Annotated in this window: 18 protein-coding genes and 1 pseudogene; 16 read left to right on the plus strand and 3 right to left on the minus strand. The window is 40.8% G+C overall.

Annotated elements, in window-relative coordinates:
• The first annotated feature begins 111 nt into the window (after nucleotides 1–111).
• The 5 genes from JCM10512_RS00425 (at nucleotide 112) to JCM10512_RS00445 (ending at nucleotide 3772) form a co-directional block, all read left to right on the plus strand.
• Nucleotides 112–1410, plus strand: a complete 1299-nt coding sequence (locus tag JCM10512_RS00425; protein WP_044159303.1) for a phenylacetate--CoA ligase family protein — start codon at nucleotides 112–114, stop codon at nucleotides 1408–1410.
• A gap of 19 nt (nucleotides 1411–1429) precedes the next feature.
• Nucleotides 1430–1855 carry an ACT domain-containing protein gene (locus JCM10512_RS00430; protein WP_044159306.1) on the plus strand — a complete coding sequence of 142 codons (426 nt, stop codon included), beginning with the start codon at nucleotides 1430–1432 and terminating at the stop codon, nucleotides 1853–1855.
• 201 nt (nucleotides 1856–2056) lie between these two features.
• Nucleotides 2057–2860 (plus strand): outer membrane protein assembly factor BamD, encoded by an 804-nt coding sequence (locus JCM10512_RS00435; RefSeq protein WP_044159308.1) that lies wholly within the window; start codon nucleotides 2057–2059, stop codon nucleotides 2858–2860.
• Nucleotides 2861–2874: 14 nt separating this feature from the next.
• Nucleotides 2875–3210, plus strand: coding sequence for a DNA-directed RNA polymerase subunit omega (locus JCM10512_RS00440; RefSeq protein ID WP_044159311.1), 336 nt, complete (start codon nucleotides 2875–2877; stop codon nucleotides 3208–3210).
• 118 nt (nucleotides 3211–3328) lie between these two features.
• Nucleotides 3329–3772 carry a DUF4293 domain-containing protein gene (locus tag JCM10512_RS00445; RefSeq protein WP_044159312.1) on the plus strand — a complete coding sequence of 148 codons (444 nt, stop codon included), beginning with the start codon at nucleotides 3329–3331 and terminating at the stop codon, nucleotides 3770–3772.
• Between the two features lie 135 nt (nucleotides 3773–3907).
• On the opposite strand, the gene JCM10512_RS00450 is transcribed toward JCM10512_RS00445, so the two are convergent.
• Nucleotides 3908–4642 carry a porin family protein gene (locus tag JCM10512_RS00450; RefSeq protein WP_044159315.1) on the minus strand — a complete coding sequence of 245 codons (735 nt, stop codon included), beginning with the start codon at nucleotides 4640–4642 and terminating at the stop codon, nucleotides 3908–3910.
• Between the two features lie 28 nt (nucleotides 4643–4670).
• On the minus strand, nucleotides 4671–6437 hold the full coding sequence (locus JCM10512_RS00455) for a LysM peptidoglycan-binding domain-containing protein (protein WP_044159318.1): 1767 nt from the start codon (nucleotides 6435–6437) through the stop codon (nucleotides 4671–4673).
• A 155-nt stretch (nucleotides 6438–6592) separates the two neighbouring features.
• Here JCM10512_RS00455 and uvrA point away from each other — a divergent pair, with 155 nt between their 5' ends.
• The 8 genes from uvrA (at nucleotide 6593) to JCM10512_RS00490 (ending at nucleotide 17556) form a co-directional block, all read left to right on the plus strand.
• Complete coding sequence (gene uvrA, locus JCM10512_RS00460) at nucleotides 6593–9418, plus strand: excinuclease ABC subunit UvrA (RefSeq protein WP_044159320.1); 2826 nt, start codon at nucleotides 6593–6595, stop codon at nucleotides 9416–9418.
• Nucleotides 9419–9604: 186 nt separating this feature from the next.
• Nucleotides 9605–10039, plus strand: coding sequence for a tetratricopeptide repeat protein (locus JCM10512_RS23235; RefSeq protein ID WP_244436784.1), 435 nt, complete (start codon nucleotides 9605–9607; stop codon nucleotides 10037–10039).
• Complete coding sequence (locus tag JCM10512_RS00465) at nucleotides 10015–11412, plus strand: tetratricopeptide repeat-containing sensor histidine kinase (RefSeq protein ID WP_244436786.1); 1398 nt, start codon at nucleotides 10015–10017, stop codon at nucleotides 11410–11412. The genes JCM10512_RS23235 and JCM10512_RS00465 overlap by 25 nt, the downstream gene beginning before the upstream one ends.
• A gap of 185 nt (nucleotides 11413–11597) precedes the next feature.
• Nucleotides 11598–12158 (plus strand): LuxR C-terminal-related transcriptional regulator, encoded by a 561-nt coding sequence (locus JCM10512_RS00470; protein ID WP_244436788.1) that lies wholly within the window; start codon nucleotides 11598–11600, stop codon nucleotides 12156–12158.
• A gap of 287 nt (nucleotides 12159–12445) precedes the next feature.
• Complete coding sequence (locus tag JCM10512_RS00475) at nucleotides 12446–13645, plus strand: BACON domain-containing protein (RefSeq protein ID WP_044159324.1); 1200 nt, start codon at nucleotides 12446–12448, stop codon at nucleotides 13643–13645.
• A 109-nt stretch (nucleotides 13646–13754) separates the two neighbouring features.
• Nucleotides 13755–15320: an Ig-like domain-containing protein gene (locus JCM10512_RS22670; protein ID WP_052517051.1), complete on the plus strand. Its 1566-nt coding sequence runs from the start codon at nucleotides 13755–13757 to the stop codon at nucleotides 15318–15320.
• A 163-nt stretch (nucleotides 15321–15483) separates the two neighbouring features.
• The gene (gene ybaK, locus JCM10512_RS00485; RefSeq protein WP_044159326.1) at nucleotides 15484–15963 is read left to right on the plus strand and encodes a Cys-tRNA(Pro) deacylase; all 480 of its coding nucleotides are present in this window, start codon (nucleotides 15484–15486) and stop codon (nucleotides 15961–15963) included.
• Between the two features lie 75 nt (nucleotides 15964–16038).
• On the plus strand, nucleotides 16039–17556 hold the full coding sequence (locus JCM10512_RS00490) for a peptide MFS transporter (protein ID WP_044159329.1): 1518 nt from the start codon (nucleotides 16039–16041) through the stop codon (nucleotides 17554–17556).
• 101 nt (nucleotides 17557–17657) lie between these two features.
• Here JCM10512_RS00490 and JCM10512_RS00495 read toward each other — a convergent pair whose 3' ends face one another.
• Complete coding sequence (locus tag JCM10512_RS00495; RefSeq protein ID WP_044159552.1) at nucleotides 17658–18155, minus strand: GNAT family N-acetyltransferase; 498 nt, start codon at nucleotides 18153–18155, stop codon at nucleotides 17658–17660.
• A gap of 154 nt (nucleotides 18156–18309) precedes the next feature.
• Between JCM10512_RS00495 and JCM10512_RS00500 the strand changes: the two genes are divergently transcribed.
• The 3 genes and pseudogenes from JCM10512_RS00500 (at nucleotide 18310) to JCM10512_RS00510 (ending at nucleotide 20909) form a co-directional block, all read left to right on the plus strand.
• Nucleotides 18310–18636 carry a PadR family transcriptional regulator gene (locus JCM10512_RS00500; RefSeq protein ID WP_044159331.1) on the plus strand — a complete coding sequence of 109 codons (327 nt, stop codon included), beginning with the start codon at nucleotides 18310–18312 and terminating at the stop codon, nucleotides 18634–18636.
• A 24-nt stretch (nucleotides 18637–18660) separates the two neighbouring features.
• Nucleotides 18661–19751 (plus strand): annotated as a pseudogene (locus tag JCM10512_RS00505) (PspC domain-containing protein).
• Between the two features lie 159 nt (nucleotides 19752–19910).
• Nucleotides 19911–20909 carry an MBL fold metallo-hydrolase gene (locus JCM10512_RS00510; protein ID WP_044159333.1) on the plus strand — a complete coding sequence of 333 codons (999 nt, stop codon included), beginning with the start codon at nucleotides 19911–19913 and terminating at the stop codon, nucleotides 20907–20909.
• Nucleotide 20910 lies beyond the last annotated feature (1 nt).

Raw genomic sequence — 20910 nt, forward strand, 5'->3', positions numbered from 1 at the left:
CAAAATAATTGAAAATTGAGAAATAAAAAATGAAACTCAAATTGAAACCGACTGTTTTTCTTTCATTCTCAATTCTCCATCTTTAAATTCTTTAATAATTATATGAAGAGCATGATTTGGAATGAAACCATTGAGTGTATGGATCGCGAAAGCCTTCGGAAGATTCAGAGTATACGACTCAAGAAAATTGTAGACTACGTTTATCACAACACACCTTTTTATCGGAAGAAAATGCATGAAATGGGGATCACCCCCGACGATATTAATTCCATTGATGATATTGTAAAATTGCCGTTTACAACCAAGCATGACTTGAGAGATAATTATCCGTTTGGACTTTGTGCGGTACCGATGAGTCAGATTGTGCGCATTCATGCATCTTCCGGAACCACGGGGAAACCTACCGTTGTAGGCTATACCCGGAAAGATTTGTCGTCGTGGACCGAATGTATATCGCGGGCTTTTATGGCTTACGGTGCAGGGCAGTCGGATGTATTCCAGATCTCTTACGGTTACGGACTTTTTACAGGTGGTTTGGGAGCACATGCGGGAGCCGAGAATATCGGTGCATCGGTTATTCCCATGTCTAGTGGCAATACGGAAAAACAAATTATATTAATGCATGACTTCGGGTCGACCATACTTTGCTGTACACCGTCGTATGCACTTTATCTGGCCGAAGCCATCAAAGAATCCGGCCTGCCTCGTGAAGACTTTAAATTAAAGATAGGCGCTTTCGGAGCCGAACCGTGGACGGAAAGTATGCGGCAGGAAATCGAAGAGAAACTGGGCATTAAAGCTTATGATATTTACGGGCTGAGTGAAATAGCCGGACCGGGAGTAGGGTATGAGTGTGAATGTCAGCAGGGAACTCACTTGAATGAAGATCATTACTTTCCTGAAATAATAGACCCGAATACATTGCAGCCGGTAGCACCCGGCGAAACAGGGGAATTAGTCTTCACACATTTAACTAAAGAAGGAATGCCGTTGCTGCGTTATCGGACGCGCGACCTGACCGCTCTGCATACTGATAAGTGTGCTTGCGGACGTACATTGGTACGTATGGACCGAATTCTGGGACGTAGCGACGATATGCTGATCATCCGTGGAGTCAATGTATTCCCGACGCAGATTGAATCGGTTATTCTGGAACTCGCTGAATTCGAACCGCATTATTTATTGGTAGTAGGGCGCGAAAACAATGTCGACACCGTAGAACTTCAAGTAGAAGTGCGTCCGGAATACAATTCGGACGAGATGAACAAGATGTTGAGCTTGAAGAAGAAACTTACGGCTCGCTTGCAAAGCGTGCTGGGACTGGGAGTGAACGTTAAGTTGGTGGAACCGCGCAGCATCGAGCGTAGCGTAGGGAAAGCCAAACGAGTGATTGATAATAGAAAACTGTAAACCTAAAGCATGAAATAATATGATAGCGAAACAATTGTCTATTTTTTTAGAAAACAAATCCGGTCGTTTGACTGAGGTTACTGAAGTGTTGGCAAAAGAAAATATCAATCTTTCTGCCTTATGTATTGCCGAAAATGCGGACTTTGGAATCTTGCGTGGAATCGTATCCGATCCTGACGCCGCTTACAAGGCGTTGAAAGAGCATCATTTCGCCGTAAATATAACGGATGTGGTCGGTATCAGTTGTCCGAATATTCCGGGAGCGTTGGCGAAGGTGCTTGGCTTTTTGTCAGCCGAAGGCGTATTTATCGAATATATGTATTCGTTTGCCAATAATCATATTGCGAATGTGGTAATCCGACCCAGCAACATGGAAAAGTGTATTGAAGTGTTGAAGGAGAAAAAGGTCGATTTATTGGCGGCCAATGAATTGTATAAACTCTAATTGCTTTGATTTACGAACTACTGCGATAACTCGGGAGCGTTGCTTGTCATAATCAGGCTTCTGCTTATGGTATCCTTGCGGGCGTTCGCAGACTTTTTTGCTATATTCGTCGATGTTTAACGGCTTTTATGTATTAAAAAACATTGATTAATTGGTTAATTCCCGACTAATAAGTAACTTTGCGCATTATTTTATAATAGAATGAAGAAAAAAATCATTATAGCTCTATTTGCAGCCGCTGCTCTGACCTCGTGTGGAGAGTATAACAAATTGCTTAAAAGCACAGATTATGAGTATAAGTATGAGGCCGCAAAAAACTATTTTGCCAAGGGTCAGTACAATAAATCAGCTACTTTGCTGAATGAATTGATTACCATCCTGAAGGGAACTGATAAAGCGGAAGAATCCTTGTATATGTTGGGTATGAGTTATTATAACCAACGGGATTATCAAACAGCTGCTCAGACATTCATCACATATTATAATACGTATCCCCGTGGGCTGTTTACGGAATTAGCACGCTTCCATACAGGAAAAGCGCTATACCTCGATACTCCGGAACCACGTCTTGATCAATCGAGTACATATCAAGCTATCCAACAGCTGCAAATGTTTATGGAGTATTTCCCTAGCAGTGCAAAGAAGATGGAAGCGCAAGATATGATTTTCGCTTTGCAGGATAAGTTGGTTTTGAAAGAGCTCTATTCTGCCCGCTTATATTATAACTTGGGCAACTATCTAGGCAACAATTATGAGTCATGTGTAATTACCGCTCAGAATGCGCTGAAAGATTATCCGTATACTGACTATCGCGAAGAACTCTCTATGTTGGTTTTACGTGCCCGGTATGAAATGGCTATTTATAGCGTTGATGATAAGAAAACCGATCGTTATCGTGAAACTGTAGATGAATACTACGCTTTCAAAAACGAATTCCCGGAAAGTAAATATCTGAAAGAAGCCGAGAGAATATTTAATGATTCAGAAAAAGTAATTAAAGACTAATTTTAAATAGATTTATGGACTACAAAAAGACGAATGCTCCTACTACGACTGTAACTCGTGACATGATGGACTTATGCTCTGATACGGGTAATGTGTACGAGACTGTTTCCATCATTGGAAAACGTTCTAACCAAATCAGTGTGGAAATAAAAGAAGACCTTTCTAAGAAATTGGCGGAGTTTGCTTCTTATAATGACAACTTGGAAGAGATATTCGAAAACAGAGAGCAAATCGAGATTTCTCGTTATTATGAGAAATTGCCGAAACCGACGTTGATTGCTACGCAAGAATACCTCGAAGGGAAGATATATTATAGAAATCCGGCTAAGGAAAAAGAGAAATTACATTAATTACTTTTCCTGACCCCAAAAGAATATATAGTCAAGCGATAAGTGGATCTCGATTTTATCCATCTCTTATTGCTTGACTATTGTTGTTTAACTTCTTATTAATTGCTATAAAAAACTTATGATTCAACGAATTCAAACGCTTTACTTACTGATTGTCACAGGACTCCTCATTGCAACCGCATGTTTGCCGGTAGCGTATTTTACGGATGCAGTAGGAGCATATCCTTTTAGTGTATTGGGTGTTGATGTTAATGGTGCTCATTACTCAACATCAGGACTATTCTTTATTTTATTGCTTAGCACAACTGTTTCGCTTGCTACAATATTCTTATTCAAGAACCGCCCTCTCCAAGTACGTATGTCGGTTTTTAATAGTTTGTTGTTGGTTGGCTTTTACATTGCTTTTGTTACCTTCTATTTCTCATTGCGTAGTGAAGTGGTAAGCTTTCGGGTGGACTGGGCGCTGTCTTTTCCCCTTATTGCTATTATCCTGAACTATTTGGCCATTCGTGCTATTAGCAAAGATGAACTGATGGTTAAGGCAGCTGATCGACTCAGATAATTCTCATTCGCCTACGTTGAGAATAGACAGGCGAAGCTTGTAATCACAGTACAATATAAATAATAAGGGCTATCTCAAATTTAATGAGATAGCCCTTATTATTTATATCTACTTCCTTTTGCTATGCGAAGGACTTTATTTTTTCAGGTCGAATAAATAAGTCAGCTTAACGGTGATGGTACCGTGAGCTGCACGCGAGAAATAGTCTTTCTTGGTTGTGCTGACAAAGTCAGAGAGTGCAAAATAGTATCGTCCTTCAACCAGAAAGTTTCCAGCCTTTCTAGTCCGAAGTTCTAGTCCGCCACCGGCAGCAATACCGTAATCAAATTTATTGGGTATTTTGTGGTCATAGATCTCTTTCTGCGTATTAGTCAGATTATTCATATCTACATTGATGTCTTCCGATTCGCCGATTAAGAAGCTTATTTGCGGACCGGCATTGACAAAGAACTGCACACCTCTGTCTTTACCAAATGCTAAATGAGCCAGAAAAGGAATATCAACATAGGTCATATTGCGCGTATACGATCTGCTGGGATCTTTAACCGTTTGATTGTTCTCATCTAAAGTTTCGAATAACTCGTCCCATCCTCTTTGCGAAAAGTTCAACTCTACCTGTACGCCACATATCATGGCGAAGTACTTCTCGGAAATGTAACGAGCGGTTAGTCCACCGGTTATGCCCGTCATACTGTTTTGCTTAATTCTGGGCGTAAAGGAAACGCTATTGATGTTCGCACCGGCATTGAAGCCGACTGATAGGTTTTGCCGTTGTTCTCCTATTTGCGCCATAGCCGAGGTTGACAAACCGGTCAATAAGACACTTGCTGCCAAAAGTGATTTTATCTTTAACTTTTTTGATTCTTTCATATAGTGGACTTACTGTGCCTTGAATATGTTATTCGAAATCGAGTTTGACTAACTCGAAGTTTTTATTAAAATGTATAAAGAAGACCTTCTTATTCACGAATCCTCCCCAATTGTTTACCCGCTGAAACTTGAATCCGGTTTGTATAGGGTTCAAATTCATATCTCCAACGTTCTCTTCTAGTTGCGAACCAAAGCGCGATAAACCTTTCAGGAAGAAGAATCCCGTATCGAATCCCAACATGCCGTAGCAGGGATATTTGCTAGCCATATCCTTGCTATACCATTTGTGGTAGGCATTCGTGAAGTTGATGGCTGCCGGAAAGAGATTATTGGTATAGAACGAAGAATAGAAATAAGTATTCAGTTCAAAGAAACTGTCCAGATGATCTCTGGTATAGGTTTGCCATTCCGGGTAACCAAACAAATGCAGATTGCTTTCCGGGTTGCTTCTAATTAATAAAGTTAGCTGCGGCAAAACTTTAATCAATAAGATGTTACTTCCAGATGTCGGAATAAAGACGTTTTCTTTATTGCTTTGCATAGCGGCTTTGAAACCTTCCTGCGTTGCGTTTTCACTAACTGTCTTCATGCTGATTCCCTTGCTCTTTAGCTCCTGTTTCAAACCTTTAATGAAGTCCACTTTCTCTTTGTCCGGAGTGCTTGATTCGATAAAGATCACATGTGCATTTGGAAACTGACGGGTAAAGTGTTCATATACTTCCGAATACAAGTAAGATTGCGGTGTATTGATCTGGTAGATGAATGGATTGTTGAATACTTCGTCAACCTTTGATGAGAAAGGAATAACCAAGCGAATGTTATTCTTCTCGGCAAAATCAGACAGCGGCTTAACCAATTGTTGATGCATTGGACCGAAAATCACATCCATTTTCTTCATTTCACTTTTGCTCAGAATCGCTTTTAGCGAAGCATTATCTTTATTGCAGTTGTACACGTGCAAATCCATTGAAGTTCCGGTGCGTTTCAAGCTATCCACAGCCATCAAGAAACCTTCGTAGTACTCCACCATTCGTTTATCTTCATAAAATGGTAGTAGGAGCGCGGCCTGTATAGTCGAAATAGACTTAGGAGTTTCTTTGGTTTTTTGGAACAACTCGTTATTACTCGGCGGGATGATGGCAGAATTGTCCTTTTTCGTCGGCTCCATCGTCGTTGTTTTCGGATAAGGAATGCACAGAAGTTGCCCTTTTTTCATTCCTTGTTTTAGTTCCGGATTTTCGTCGATTAGTTCTTGTTCGCTAATCCCATATTCGCGGCTGACGCTAAACACGGTCTCTTTGCGTTTTACTTTATGCATATCCTTGCATCTCGACTGTACCGCCTCCTGAATAGCAGGCTTCTCAACGGGTGCTTTCGGCGTTTCCGCCAAAATCGTCTCTTCCTCTAAAGGTATGCGTATAACTTGTCCGATGCGGAAGTTCTCGGCACTGAGTCCGGGATTGGCATCACAGATTATCTTGGCGGAGAGATTATAGAGTTGAGTTAGCTTATAAAGTGTTTCTCCTGCTTGTATCGTGTGAAAGGTTTCTCCTTTCTGGCTACTTTTCCCTTTCGGTATTTTAATCGTTTGTCCGGCGTAGATCTTTTCCTCACATCCCGGATTCAAGCGGATAATGTCGGAAGTCGTGACATTATACATGCTGGAAATAGAGTAAAGGCTTTGTCCTTTTTCAATGGTATGCAAGAAGTATGACTGTATATCTTGTGCATGACTGATAGCGTATGAGGTGCTTATGAAAAGCAGGAATAAAAAGAATCTACTGATCGGTTTCATTTATTTAAAACTATAGGTTTTGAAATCAAGGAACAAAGGTACAAATTATGACCTATATCTTCATAAGATTTGAGTTAAGAAAATAATATTGTGCTTTTTTAGGTTCGTATTTCACTAGGAAAGATTAATTTTGCAACATTTATAACGGTAAGAATATGCAAGAAACAGAATATATTGATGTGTACGGTGCGCGCGTGCACAATCTTAAAAATATTGATGCGGAGATTCCTCGTGATAGTCTCACGGTTATCACAGGTTTGAGTGGGAGTGGTAAATCCTCCCTGGCCTTTGATACAATATTTGCCGAGGGACAGCGTCGCTACATTGAAACATTTTCGGCTTATGCCCGTAACTTTCTCGGTAATCTGGAGCGACCGGATGTAGATAAAATTACAGGACTGAGTCCGGTTATATCTATTGAACAGAAAACGACCAATAAGAATCCTCGCTCTACAGTGGGAACCACGACGGAGATCTACGATTACCTTCGTTTGTTATACGCTCGTGCCGGAATAGCCTATTCCTATCTTTCAGGCGAAAAGATGGTGAAATATACCGAGGAGCAAATTATCGACCTGATACTGAAAGAATATAAGAATAAACGGATATTTCTGCTTGCTCCGATGGTTCGCGCCCGTAAAGGACACTATAAAGAACTATTCGAGCAGGTACGCAAAAAAGGCTATCTGTATGTGCGTGTCGATGGTGAGGTAAAGGAAGTTGTTCATGGAATGAAACTCGACCGTTACAAAAACCATGATATTGAAGTGGTAATTGATAAACTAGTTGTCGCTGATAAAGATGACAAACGCTTGAAGCAAAGTGTTGCTACGGCTATGCGTCAAGGAGATGGATTGATGATGATTCTGGATGCTCAGACTGAGAGTATTCGTCATTACAGCAAGCGGTTGATGTGTCCGGTTACCGGATTGTCTTATCGCGAACCGGCTCCTCATAATTTCTCATTTAACTCTCCACAGGGAGCTTGTCCTAAATGCAAAGGGTTGGGAATTGTCAATCAGATTGATATAGACAAAGTCGTACCGAATCGTGCGCTCTCAATACACGAAGGTGCAATCGCTCCACTGGGCAAATACAAGAATGCGATGATCTTTTGGCAGATTGGAGCCTTGCTCGAGAAATATGAAGCGACCTTGAAGACTCCGGTCAAAGAACTTCCTGACGATGCTATTGAAGAAATTCTGTACGGTTCCGACGAGCGAATCAAAATTAAGAGTTCGTTGATTGGCACCTCTTCCGACTACTTCGTTACGTATGAAGGAGTTGTGAAGTATATTCAGATGCTCCAAGAAAAGGATGCTTCGGCCACTGCACAGAAATGGGCGGACCAGTTTGCTAAGACTACTACCTGCCCGGAGTGTAAAGGTGCTCGTCTAAATAAAGAGGCTTTGCATTTTCGCATTCACGATAAAAACATCAATGAGCTTGCCAATATGGATATCAATGAGTTGTACGATTGGTTGATGCATGTGGATCAGTTCTTGACAGATAAGCAAAAGAAAATAGCCGAAGAGATCTTAAAAGAAATACGTACGCGATTGAAGTTCTTACTGGATGTAGGACTGGAGTATCTAGCGTTGAACCGTAGTTCGGTGAGTCTTTCGGGAGGGGAGAGCCAGCGCATTCGTTTGGCAACCCAGATTGGTTCGCAGTTGGTAAATGTGCTCTATATCCTCGATGAGCCAAGTATCGGATTGCATCAACGTGACAATCAACGGCTGATTAGTTCTTTGAAAGAACTTCGCGATATGGGGAACTCCGTGATTGTGGTAGAACATGATAAAGACATGATGTTGGCTGCCGATTATGTGATCGACATGGGGCCTAAAGCCGGCCGTTTGGGCGGAGAAGTCGTCTTTGCCGGAACTCCTCAGGAGATGTTACATACCGAGACGCTAACTTCGGCGTATCTGAATGGAAAAAAGAAGATTGAAGTACCGGCTAAACGTCGAAAAGGAAACGGTAACTCCCTGTGGCTGCGTGGTGCGAAAGGAAATAACCTGAAAAATGTAAGCGTAGAATTCCCGTTGGGTCAGTTGATCTGTGTGACGGGAGTTTCGGGTAGTGGTAAGTCAACGTTGATTAATGAAACGCTCCAACCCATTCTTTCACAGAAGTTTTATCGCTCGTTGCAGGATCCTTTGGAATATGATTCACTCGATGGACTTGAGCATATAGATAAAGTAGTCAATGTCGACCAATCACCTTTAGGACGGACACCGCGATCCAATCCGGCTACTTACACCGGTGTATTCTCAGATATACGTAACCTGTTTGTAGCTTTGCCGGAAGCAAAGATCCGAGGTTATAAACCGGGACGCTTCTCCTTCAATGTTACCGGTGGACGCTGTGAAACCTGTTCGGGAAATGGCTATAAGACGATTGAAATGAATTTCTTGCCGGACGTATATGTACCTTGCGAAGTTTGTCACGGCAAACGTTATAACAGAGAGACTCTGGAAGTACGTTTTAAAGGTAAGTCCATTGCCGATGTGCTTGATATGACAATCAATCGAGCTGTAGAATTCTTTGAGAATGTACCGCAGATATTGAATAAGATCAAAGTCTTACAGAATGTAGGATTGGGATATATCAAACTAGGGCAATCATCCACAACGCTTTCCGGAGGTGAAAGTCAGCGGGTAAAGTTGGCAACAGAGCTTGCTAAGCGTGACACTGGTAAAACGATCTACATCCTGGACGAACCTACCACCGGACTTCACTTTGAAGATATCCGGGTACTGATGGGAGTGCTCAATAAATTGGTCGACAAAGGAAATACGGTAATTGTAATCGAGCACAATCTGGATGTAATTAAGATGGCAGATTATATTATCGATATGGGTCCGGAGGGCGGAAAAGGAGGGGGCGAACTTTTAAGTTTCGGAACTCCTGAAAAGGTAGCTAAAAGCCAGAAAGGCTATACTGCAAAATTCCTTCGCGAAGAGTTGGGATTATAATTTTTTTACGTGCCGATATATCAAACTATGATTGATGTGTCGGCACGTATTGTTTTTTTTTTGTATATTGCTTTAAATTGAAACACGATGAAAAAACTTTGTTACTTTCTTATTGCATCTTTTCTCAGCTTGATGCTCCAGGCAAACACAAATTCTGAACTAGATAGTTTATATATTAAATTGAGAATGGCAAGAAGTGCTCCTGGGAATGCTTTAGCAAATGCATACTCCGACTTGGGAGATTATTATATGTATAAGGTGCCAGACTCGGCAAATTACTATTTCCAGAAAGGTCTGAGTCATATCAAGGAGAAAACAGCCCCAGTATATACCGGTTTATTATGCAATGTGGCTGCCTATTCTCAATCGATTGGAGAGATGGATAAAGCGTTATCTCAGTATCATTTTGCTTATGATGAAGCTCAACGACTCCATTGGAATGAAGGTAAAGTTGTTGCGGCCTCGTCAATGGGTGTATTGTATCGACGCAAGGAAATGCCTGATTCAGCACTTTACTATTATAAAGAAGCTTTAGAGGTTGCCGAAAATCAACAAGATATGTCGCTGTTGCCAATCTTTATACAAATATCACTGTCTTGTATGCAAATGGTTCCCGGCTAGAGGAGGCTCTACCGTACGCAAAAAAAGGAATAGAGGCGGCTGAACTCTCAAAACACGAAGATATAATACAATATATTTACTCATACAGTACTTATGGAGCGGTGTTGGTTAAGCTGAATCGTCTTGAAGAGGGTACGCCGGCTTTGCAAGTAGCATTGCGTGAGTCGGAAAAAATAGGTTCTTCGCAGATGGAGATAAAAAGTCTGATTCCATTGTTGCGTCTTTTTGATTTGCGAGAATTGCGTGATTCTGTGTTTTATTACATAAATAAAGCAGAAAAGATACTTCCTGCTTTGCCATTATCTAGTACGGAGGTATTAGGCTATTATGAGGTAAAAGGGCAGTTGATGGAAAAATATGGCCGATACAAGGAAAGTTTGGAAGCGTTTGAAATAATAGAGAAACATCGTGGTCAAAGTCTGCAATCACCAATCGACCGTTTGTATTATCATCTGGGTCTAAATTATCACGGGTTGAATAAAGATGAGCGGGCCTATGAATATATGAAAGAGGCCTACTTGGCTAAAGATTCTTTGTTTGCTCAGGAAGTTCAAAAGCAAATGAGCGACCTAACTGTAAAATATAAAACCAAAGAGAAAGAATGGGAGATTGAGCAATTGAAGCGGACTCAGGCTGAACAATATGCTTCTATGGTTCAAAAAATAGCATGGCTGGTTGTTGCGCTATTAATTGTGACGTCTATTTGTCTTGTTTTGCTTTATAAAAAGAGAGCTGCACAAAAAGAATTAGATCTGCGTTTGGCACGTCAATATATAGATGGCTTAGAGAGCGAGCGGAAACGCCTGGCTAAGGAACTTCACGATGGAGTATGTAACGACTTGTTGGGTATCGAGATGTATATGCAGCGATCCCCCAATGTGGAAGATACGAATCTGCAAACAATCTTCTCTTTACTTGAGCAGGCGCGAGTTGACGTACGTTTTATCTCCCATGAGTTAATGCCTCCATCTTTGCAATATGCAAACCTTGATATGATGCTTTCCGATTATACAGAAAGAATCGAAAAAATACATGGCATCCATACTCAGTATTTTTCTTCGCCGCTAGACATGAATTGGTACCAAATACCCCATCAGAAAGCGTATGAACTTTATAGGATTGTACAGGAAGCTATAACCAATGCAATGTTACACGGAGGCGCGGGTGCAATTAAGGTGTCTCTTGCTGTGGACGAAGATGATTTCTTGTCTTTATCTGTTCAAGCTGACGGACAAAAACCGAAGGAAGAAACTAACAAAACGGAAGGAATAGGACTTCGTACAATAGCCGATCGTGTGAAATGCTTGGATGGTATATGCACGTTTAATTACGAAGATTTAGGAACAATTTTGACTGTTAAACTGAAAGTATAATGAATTATATCGTATAAATCACGGTTTCCCGTGAGATTAAGTTTCTTGAATATATGTTACTTTGCAGAATAAAAATATAAGGACTAAATGAGCGAAGTCAAGAAGGACATATTATTAATTGATGATCACGATTTAATACTGCAAGGGATTAAGTTTATTATTGAGCAAATGCCGGAGGCGGTTTTTTGGCTACGGCATCTGCAGGAGGGGAAGCGTGCAAATGGATAGATAAGAAGATATTCGATCTATATATCTTAGACATTGAGTTACCCGATACTACGGGATTCGAATTAATCGATCGTATTCGCGAGCGTAACCCTAAAGCTCGCATCATTGTCAATACGATGCACGATGAGGTATGGAATATTCACCGATTGATTCAGTTGGAAGTCGATTCGGCTATTTTAAAGTCTTCTAATATTCAGGAAGTACAGGAAGCTATTCATGCTGTACTAAATGGTGAAACCTATTTTTGCACTCACTTTGAAGCCGTACGTAATAAAATACAAGGGATTCATGCCGAAGCTTTTACTGACGAATTGCTTACGGCTCGTGAAATGGAAGTACTACACGCTATAGCCGAAGGGTTTAGTACAAATGAAATTGCCGAAAGATTGCATGTCTCGGATAATACGATCGAAAGCCATCGCAAGCGTTTGATGGTGAAACTGAATGCGCGTAATGCTGTTGATTTAGTTATGCGAGCTATTTCTAAGGGCATAATCAATCCTAAAAAGAATAGATAAATTCTTTTCTATATGTTGTCGGAACGGGCTTTATTTACGTTGGTTAGGCCGGCGTAGTAATTTCCAGCCTCTTCTGAATTCTTTCTTATTTTCTATTGAATAGCTTCGAATTTGCTATTATTTATTGGCAAGCGAAGATTCATTGCTTGAAATCACGGTTTCCCGTGGATTTTAAATATTTATTATAATCTATTTTTACCAATTTCTTAAATCCTTGATATGGATTTGTGTATAAAAACATTTAAAAGGAGATACTTAGAATACTATTAATTAAAAAGAAAAAGATTATGAAGATGAAAAAACTTAAGAGTTTGTGTTGGGTATGGATGTGTGCGATGTTAGTTTTTTTAGTTGCTTGTGATGGGGAAGATGGAGACAAAAATATCATTTTCTCTGATTCCAAGGATAAGAAACAAACAATTGCTGCTTCTGAAACTGGAAGTGAGGTTACGTTTGTCGCTCTTGCCGATTGGCAAGCAAGCGTGGTAAATGGAGCTAGTACACGTGATGCTGCTACTACAAAATGGATTACAATAAATCCAGATCATGGGGCAGCCGGTACTCATACGATAAATATAACATTGCTCCCTAATTATACAGAATCCGACCGGTCTGCAACGATTAAAGTAGTCTGTGGTGGGGAAACTGTTTCTATTTCAGTAACTCAGGAGAAAAAGAAGGATGGAGAACTTGTTGAGCCTACGCCAACAGTGAGGTGGTTGGTGGATAAAATTGAATATACTGAATATTACATAACGCCATCAAATACGGTTATAAACTTTGCGTATGACCAAGATGGTCGTGTGGCACATATAGAAGAGAAGTTTGAAGATGGAGAAATGAATTCATTTACGTATACATATGCGGGACAGGAAATAAAAGAGCAAATAAAGTATACGGAATCATATTATGGTGAATATAACGAAGTTAATGGTAAAATAGACTACGTGCTTGATAGTCGGGGAAGAGTCGTTAGTTGGGTTAGTGAATTTCCTGGGGATTCTAAAGGTGAAACTGATATAGACAGCGGCGTACTTGAATACAGTGCCGATGGCTATTTGAAGCGGTTTGTAACAACTTACGGATACAACTCGTCCGATTGGGCTAGTGCATTTGTTTGGGAAAATGATAATTTGATTCGTGCGGATAATGATGGTGATGTTTCAACTATGGAATATGGTACAGAATTGAATAATTTGGAGATTAATCTAGATTTTAACTGGCTTCTTCTTGAGACAGAATGGTTAGATAATGCTGTTTTTGACGGAGAGGAAAGGTTTAAACTGGTCGCTCCTTTGGGAAGGCGAAGCAAATACTATATGACCAAAGAACAAGGGCATAGCCACTATGACAAAGGGCATTATGCCCGCTCATATGAATTTGATGAGTTTAATCGCCCATCAAAGATAACTGTGATGTATGTAGCGGAAGATGGATCTAAAGAACCAGCTACGGTTGCTACAATAAGCTATACTCAGAATAGATAAGGAGCAAGGCTTCGGTTAATTAATCAATTAGCTGGAGCCTTGTAGTAAATCTATTGATACGTATATACCTTGTGTGTATATTAAAAATAACATATAATAAATATAGGAAATGAAGAAACATATATTTTTTGTTTTATTGGCAGTTTTCGCATTCGTGAGCTGCAGCGAAGATGATGCTTCATTTGAAGATGAAATCACTCTTCCTAAAAAAGAACAGGCTAACCAAACAGCTTTTGCTGATGATGGTGATACTGGCGGTGGATTTATGTTCGTAGCCAAAAGTGCATGGAGTGCTGCGGTTAGTGAAACAACGGCTTCTCGCCCGGCAAAGGTTCGTGGTGCAGCAAGCAGCAATGAAGTGAGTTGGCTCAAGCTAAGCTTGAATGGGAAAGAAGCCTATGAAGGCGATGCAGGTACTATTACGCTTGCCATTGTTCTTGAACCCAATTACTCGGGTAAGACGCGATCTGCCAAGATTGTAATAACATGTGGAAAAGCTAAAATAGAAGTATCTGTTACGCAGGAAGGTGAAACCGAGAAAGGAGAGGTACCAACTGATCCATATCCTGTGACCGGTTTGAATCTGAGTCAATCGACACTTTCGTTGGATTTGAATTCTACTCATACCTTAACAGCTTCAGTAATACCTTCTAACGCTACTATCCAGACGGTGGTATGGAGTAGCAATAATCCTGAAGTTGCGACAGTTGATCCTGCAACGGGACTTGTGACTGCCATTAGTGCCGGTTATGCTACTGTTACAGCGCAATCTACTGTTTACGAAACAATCACTGCTACCTGTGAACTTACTGTGAATGATCCGGCTGTGCCACAGGACAAGTTGATAAAAAGTATAGCTATTAAGGGATTTAACGCGATGTATCAAGAAGACTATTCCCATCGCTGGGAAGTGACTTATGATAATCGGAATAGGGTAGTAAGATATGAAGAAACGTTGGATGAGTATGCTTTGTATACTTTTGAATATCCCAATAATTCACAAGTAATAATGAACGATTATGCCAAAGGAAATGATGAACCTCCTTCAATAACTACTGCTTATTTAAATGAAAACGGTTACATTACAAAGTGGTCTTATTCTTATGACCTCTATAATTCATATGCCTATAATAATGGTTATATTACTAAGCGGGCTAGAAATGGAAAAATAGGGACGGAATATGATTGGGAGAATGGGAATCTTGTAAGACAGCGTTATATCCACTCTAATGATTCTTATTATAAAGAATCATTTTATCCCGCTTTTGAGAAGTATATGTATACTGACTATCCAAATGAAAAAGAAAACCTTGATCTAAATATGTTACTGAGTGGTGATTATGAACTTGAGGATGGTTTCTTCGGGATATTGGGAATTATGGGCAAGCGTAGTGCAAATTTATTGTCTGGAGACTACCATGAAGCAGGAGGGTATGGAGGAGGTATATCGGAAGGGCAGAACTTCTATTATATTTCCAGAGTTGTGGGAACAAAAGCCTCTTATAAATTTGACAAAGAAGGTTATGTTAGCGAAATCAAGAGTACTGTAGACTGGGAAGACTATAAAGTATTTGTTAAAATGGGGGAAGATGGAATGCATACTGAAACAGGAGAAGAAGAATTAATAAAGAGCTACTCATATGACTATACGTATACAATTACGTATACCAAATAAATTTATTCTTTAAAATTTTAATGTAGAAAGTCAATGCATCACACCGGATAAAAGATTCGGGTGATGCGTTGGCTTCTTTGATTATGCCTGCCCATTTTCTCTTTCGACGAATTATTTTCCTTATTTTTGTATCGGGTAAAATGAATACTATATAAACGAAGATATGAAAATCAATAAAACCAATGCAGCACGTTTGCTGGATAAAGCTAAAATCGCTTATGAACTAATCCCCTACGAAGTAGACGAACATGATTTGAGTGCCGTACACGTAGCGGCTAATCTGGGTGAAAACATCGATCAGGTATTTAAAACGCTCGTGTTGCATGGAGATAAAAGCGGCTATTTTGTTTGCATCATCCCTGGCGAACACGAAGTCGACTTGAAGCTTGCGGCTAAAGCTTCAGGTAATAAGAAATGCGACCTAATACCGATGAAAGAGCTTTTACCACTTACCGGATATATCCGGGGAGGTTGTTCGCCTATCGGAATGAAAAAGCATTTTCCGACTTATATTCATGAGACTTGCAGTGCGTTTTCGCATATTTATGTAAGTGCGGGTGTGCGGGGACTTCAGATTAAGATAGCTCCGAATGATTTAATCCGCGAAGTACGGGCAGAAATATGCAGTTTATTTGAGGAATAAACTCTGAAAAAGTATATATTTGCATAATATATGTGATACAGACAATTGAATCATTAATTTAATAACTTATATTGTATGTTTAACAAACACCCTAAAGGACTGATAGCAGCCGCTCTAGCCAATCTTGGCGAACGCTTTGGCTTCTATACCATGATGGCAATCCTTGTACTTTTCTTGCAGGCCAAGTTTGGAATGAACGGAAAAGAAGCAGGATTTATTTATTCTACTTTTTATTTCTCTATTTACATTCTTGCTTTAGTTGGCGGTATCATTGCCGATAGAACACGAAACTACAAAGGCACTATTTTGACGGGAATTGTTTTGATGGCAGTAGGCTATCTGTTATTGGCTATTCCTTCGCCTACACCGGTTAGCGACCGGACATTCTATTTGGTGATTACTTGTACCAGCTTGTTTGTTATTGCATTTGGTAACGGATTATTCAAAGGAAACCTTCAGGCCCTGGTCGGTCAGATGTATGATAATCCGCAATATGCCAATATGCGCGACTCAGGATTCTCCCTGTTTTATATGTTTATTAATATCGGTGCTATTTTTGCTCCGTTTGCTGCCGTAGGGGTGCGTAACTGGTGGTTGTCCACCTTTGGTTATAGCTACAACGCCGATCTTCCCGCATTATGTCACGGACAGTTAGCCGGCACTTTGACGCCCGAAGCTACTGAAACCTATCACACACTAGTAACAAACGCATCTTCTGCTCCGGTACAAGATTATACAGCTTTTGCTTCTGACTATTTGAATGTGTTTACGACTGGTTTCCACTATGCATTTGGTGTAGCTATTATTGCTATGGCTGTTTCTTTGACTATCTACCTGTTGAATAAGAAGAGTTTTCCGGATCCGAGCAAGAAAGCGTCGGCTGCTTCTTCTGAATCTGCAGAAGTTGTTGAAATGGGTGTTCAGGAAGTTAGACAACGCATCTATGCTCTATTTGCAGTGTTTGGTGTTGTTATCTTCTTCTGGTTCTCGTTCCACCAGAACGGTTTGACTTTGACTTACTTTGCCAAAGAGTATACCGATTTGAATCTGTTTGGCATGCCTATCTCGGCCGAATTGTTCCAATCGCTGAACCCATTCTTTGTTGTGTTCCTGACTCCTGTGATTATGGCTATTTTTGCCAGTCAGCGTAGACGTGGTAAAGAACCTTCCACACCCAAGAAGATCGCAATTGGTATGGGAATCGCTGCTTTAGGTTTTGTCGTGATGGCTGTTGGATCTTATTTTGCCAACCTGCCGTTGCACAAAGATATTATTGCTGTCGGAACTTCTCCGGTGAAAGTAACCCCATTCTTATTAATGTTGACATACCTGATTCTGACCGTTGCCGAGTTGTACATCTCTCCACTTGGAATCTCGTTTGTGTCTAAAGTAGCTCCACCGAAATACCAAGGTATTATGCAAGGTGGATGGTTGGGTGCAACCGCCATTGGTAACCAGTTATTGGTAATTGGTGCAATTCTTTACGAATCAATACCTATTTGGATGACGTGGACTGTATTTGTAGTAGCTTGTACGATTTCAATGCTTACGATGATCTTTATGCTTAAGTGGCTCGAACGAGTCGCGAAGTAACCCCATCGCAATATTCTCAATACGGAGCCCCGGATAAGCAGTGGTCGATTGCCACAATGCTTATCCGGGGCTCTGCGTTTAATGGGTGTCGACGAATTGAATCAAATATCCAATCCCATGATGTAGTCGTTCATATAATATCCGTTTCCAATCGGAAAATCACCCTCACGCAGCTTCCTCATTCCCATACGCTCGTAAAACTGCAATGCTTTATTATTTCGATTGACGTTAAGTTCCATCAGGCAGGGTTCAGGATGAACGCTTTTGATATATTTCACCGCTTCCCGAAATAAGAAACTACCGCAATGAATTCCCTGGAAAGAGGGGAGTACGTATATCTTCTGAAGGTGATATATTCCTTTCTCCTGAGCTTGCACGGATAGATAACCGCAAGGCGATTCTCCTTTATAGGCAATGAAGTAGACGTGACCCTCTTCTTGCATTTGTTTCCGGATATTGTCGGGTGCGTACATCCATTCCATCATATAGACAAGTTGCTCGGAAGACAGAAGTTCGCGGTACGTGGCCGGAAAAACTTCGCTGGCCATTTCATTTATCAGGTGACAGTCGTCGACTGTTGCTCGGCGGATCGTAAGCATAAATAATAGTATTTTTAGTTTGGCAAATGTAGGCATTATTTCTTTTTGTGCGAGTTATTCAGTCTTTTTATATTTAATAAATATTAAATTATAGTACTATGTGATACAAGGTACATAGGCAATACATATATTTGCATTGTAAATACGAAATGTTATGAATGTAGATAATGTAAAATCGCAGATGCGTAAAGGAATGTTGGAGTATTGCATCATGCTTCTACTCCATCAAGAGCCGGCATACGCCTCAGACATCATTATGAAGCTGAAAGACGCCCGGCTGATTGTAGTAGAAGGAACTCTGTATCCACTGCTGACTCGTTTGAAAAACGATGATCTGTTAAATTATGAGTGGGTAGAATCCACACAAGGACCGCCGCGTAAGTACTATCGGTTGACAGAAAAAGGAGAAGTCTTTCTGGGTGAATTGGAATCGGCCTGGGGAGAACTGAATGAAACAGTAAATCATATTGCAAATAAATAGTTGGACTAAAAAAAAGAAATAGCGATGAAAAAAACTTTGACTGTTAACTTAGGTGGCGCTGTTTATCACATTGATGAAGATGCCTATCGCTTATTAGATGACTACTTGAATAATCTTCGTTTGCATTTTCGCAAACAACAAGGAGCCGAAGAGATTGTGAATGACATGGAGAATCGTATTGCCGAACTGTTTACCGAAAAGATAACAGCGAGCAAGCAGGTGGTCACCATTACCGACGTAGAAGAAGTGATTGCGCGGATGGGCACTCCGGAAGACTTCGGTGATGCCGGTGAAAACGCTGAATCTTCTAAAGCAAAGGAAGGAGAAACGAAGCAAACTTACTATCGGACTACGACCAGGCGTCGTTGTTTTCGCGATCCGGATAATAAGATGTTGGGCGGTGTAGCTGCTGGTCTGGCTGCTTATTTGGGCTGGGATCCCACTATTATGCGTATTGTGATGATTGCATTGATATTCTTGCCTTATTGCCCGATGATACTTGCGTATCTGCCTGCTGGATATTCATGCCGGAGGCACGGACAGCAGCCGAAAAACTGAGTATGCGTGGTGAAGCTGTCACGGTGGAAAACATTGGTAAAACAGTTACCGATGGATTTGAACGGGTAGCTGATGGAGTAAATAATTATGTGAATTCGGGTAAACCTCGTACTCTCTTGCAAAAGATAGGGGATGTTTTTGTAACAATCGTTGCCTTCCTCGTGAAGATATTTTTAGTAGCGGTGATAATTGTTTTCTGTCCGGTGCTTTTCCTGCTAGCTATCGTTCTGGTGGCTCTAGTAGTGGCTTTGATAGCAGTTGCAATTGGTGGGGGAGCTTTGCTTTTCGAGTTGTTGCCCTCTGTCAATTGGATGCCTGTAGCTACGGTTTCACCTCTGATGACTGTAGCAGGAACAATGGCAGGAATACTTTTGATCGGAATCCCATTGGCCGGTTTGGCTTATGGAATACTTCGTCAACTCTTTCATTGGCAACCGATGGGGGCTATTCTTAAGTGGACATTATTTATTTTATGGCTTTTGGGTCTAGTTTTGTTTATCTTTAACCTGTCGGCACTCGGATGGCAATTTCCTTTATATGGGCTTCATGTCATTTAAAGAACTATCCGGTTTAACATTCTGATAATAAATAAAATCGGAAGTTAAACTTTGAAAATAAGCGAAAGCTCCGATGTAATATTAGAAAAATGTGTCCTTGTAAATAGAAAAAGGGCACATTTTTTGTTATGTTTGTATCAGAACATTCAATAGATAGAAATGGGTGAACATATATGTTTCAGGAGAAACGAACGACTGGCAACGGTTAATCCCTATTGGCGAGGGAATCCGATGGTGCGTGGACGTTATTTTAACAGACAGCATCGTTTCCGTCCGGGTATGGGTAATGTATTGAAATGGCGTCTGTCGCCTAATCCGCAGCGAAAGGAAAAGAAAACGGTAAAATGGGATCCGAAGGTGCATTATCTTCGCTCGTTGGATGCAGTCGTAGGTGATTCCTTGATTTGGTTAGGGCATAATTCCTTTTTTCTTCAACTCGGAGGTAAAAGAATCATGTTCGATCCGGTTTTTGGAAGTATTCCTTTTGTGCGTAGGAAGAGTAATTTTCCTGCCAATCCCGACATCTTTACAAATATCGATTATTTGTTGATCAGCCACGACCATTTTGATCATCTGGATAAACAGAGCGTAGGACGGTTGTTGAAGAATAATCCTCAAATGAAATTATTCTGCGGACTAGGCACGGGTGAATTGGTGGCAAGTTGGTTTCCAGACATAGAGATGGTGGAAGCGGGATGGTATCAACAACTTGAAGACGAAGCGTTGAAAATAACTTTTCTGCCGGCTCAGCACTGGAGCAAACGCTCTGTGCGTGATGGGGGACAGCGTTTATGGGGAGCTTTCATGCTGCAAGCAAATGGTATTTCTCTTTATTATAGTGGTGATACGGGATATGCGAGTCATTTTCGGGAAATACCCGATTTGTTTGGATCGCCGGATTACGCTCTATTGGGAATTGGCGCATACAAACCCCGTTGGTTTATGCGTCCCAACCACATATCGCCTCAGGAATCATTAATTGCGGCCGAAGAAATGCAAGCGGGACTTACTATCCCGATGCATTACGGAACCTTTGATTTGTCCGATGAGCCCCTGCATGACCCGCCTGAGGTATTTGCCGAAGAGGCAAAGAGAAAAAAGATTCGCGTGGAGATACCGCTGTTGGGCGAAATAGTAAAGCTGAACAGGCAGAAATAAC

Origin of the sequence: Bacteroides reticulotermitis JCM 10512 (assembly GCF_000517545.1) — a bacterium.
In the GTDB taxonomy this organism is placed as follows: domain Bacteria; phylum Bacteroidota; class Bacteroidia; order Bacteroidales; family Bacteroidaceae; genus Bacteroides; species Bacteroides reticulotermitis.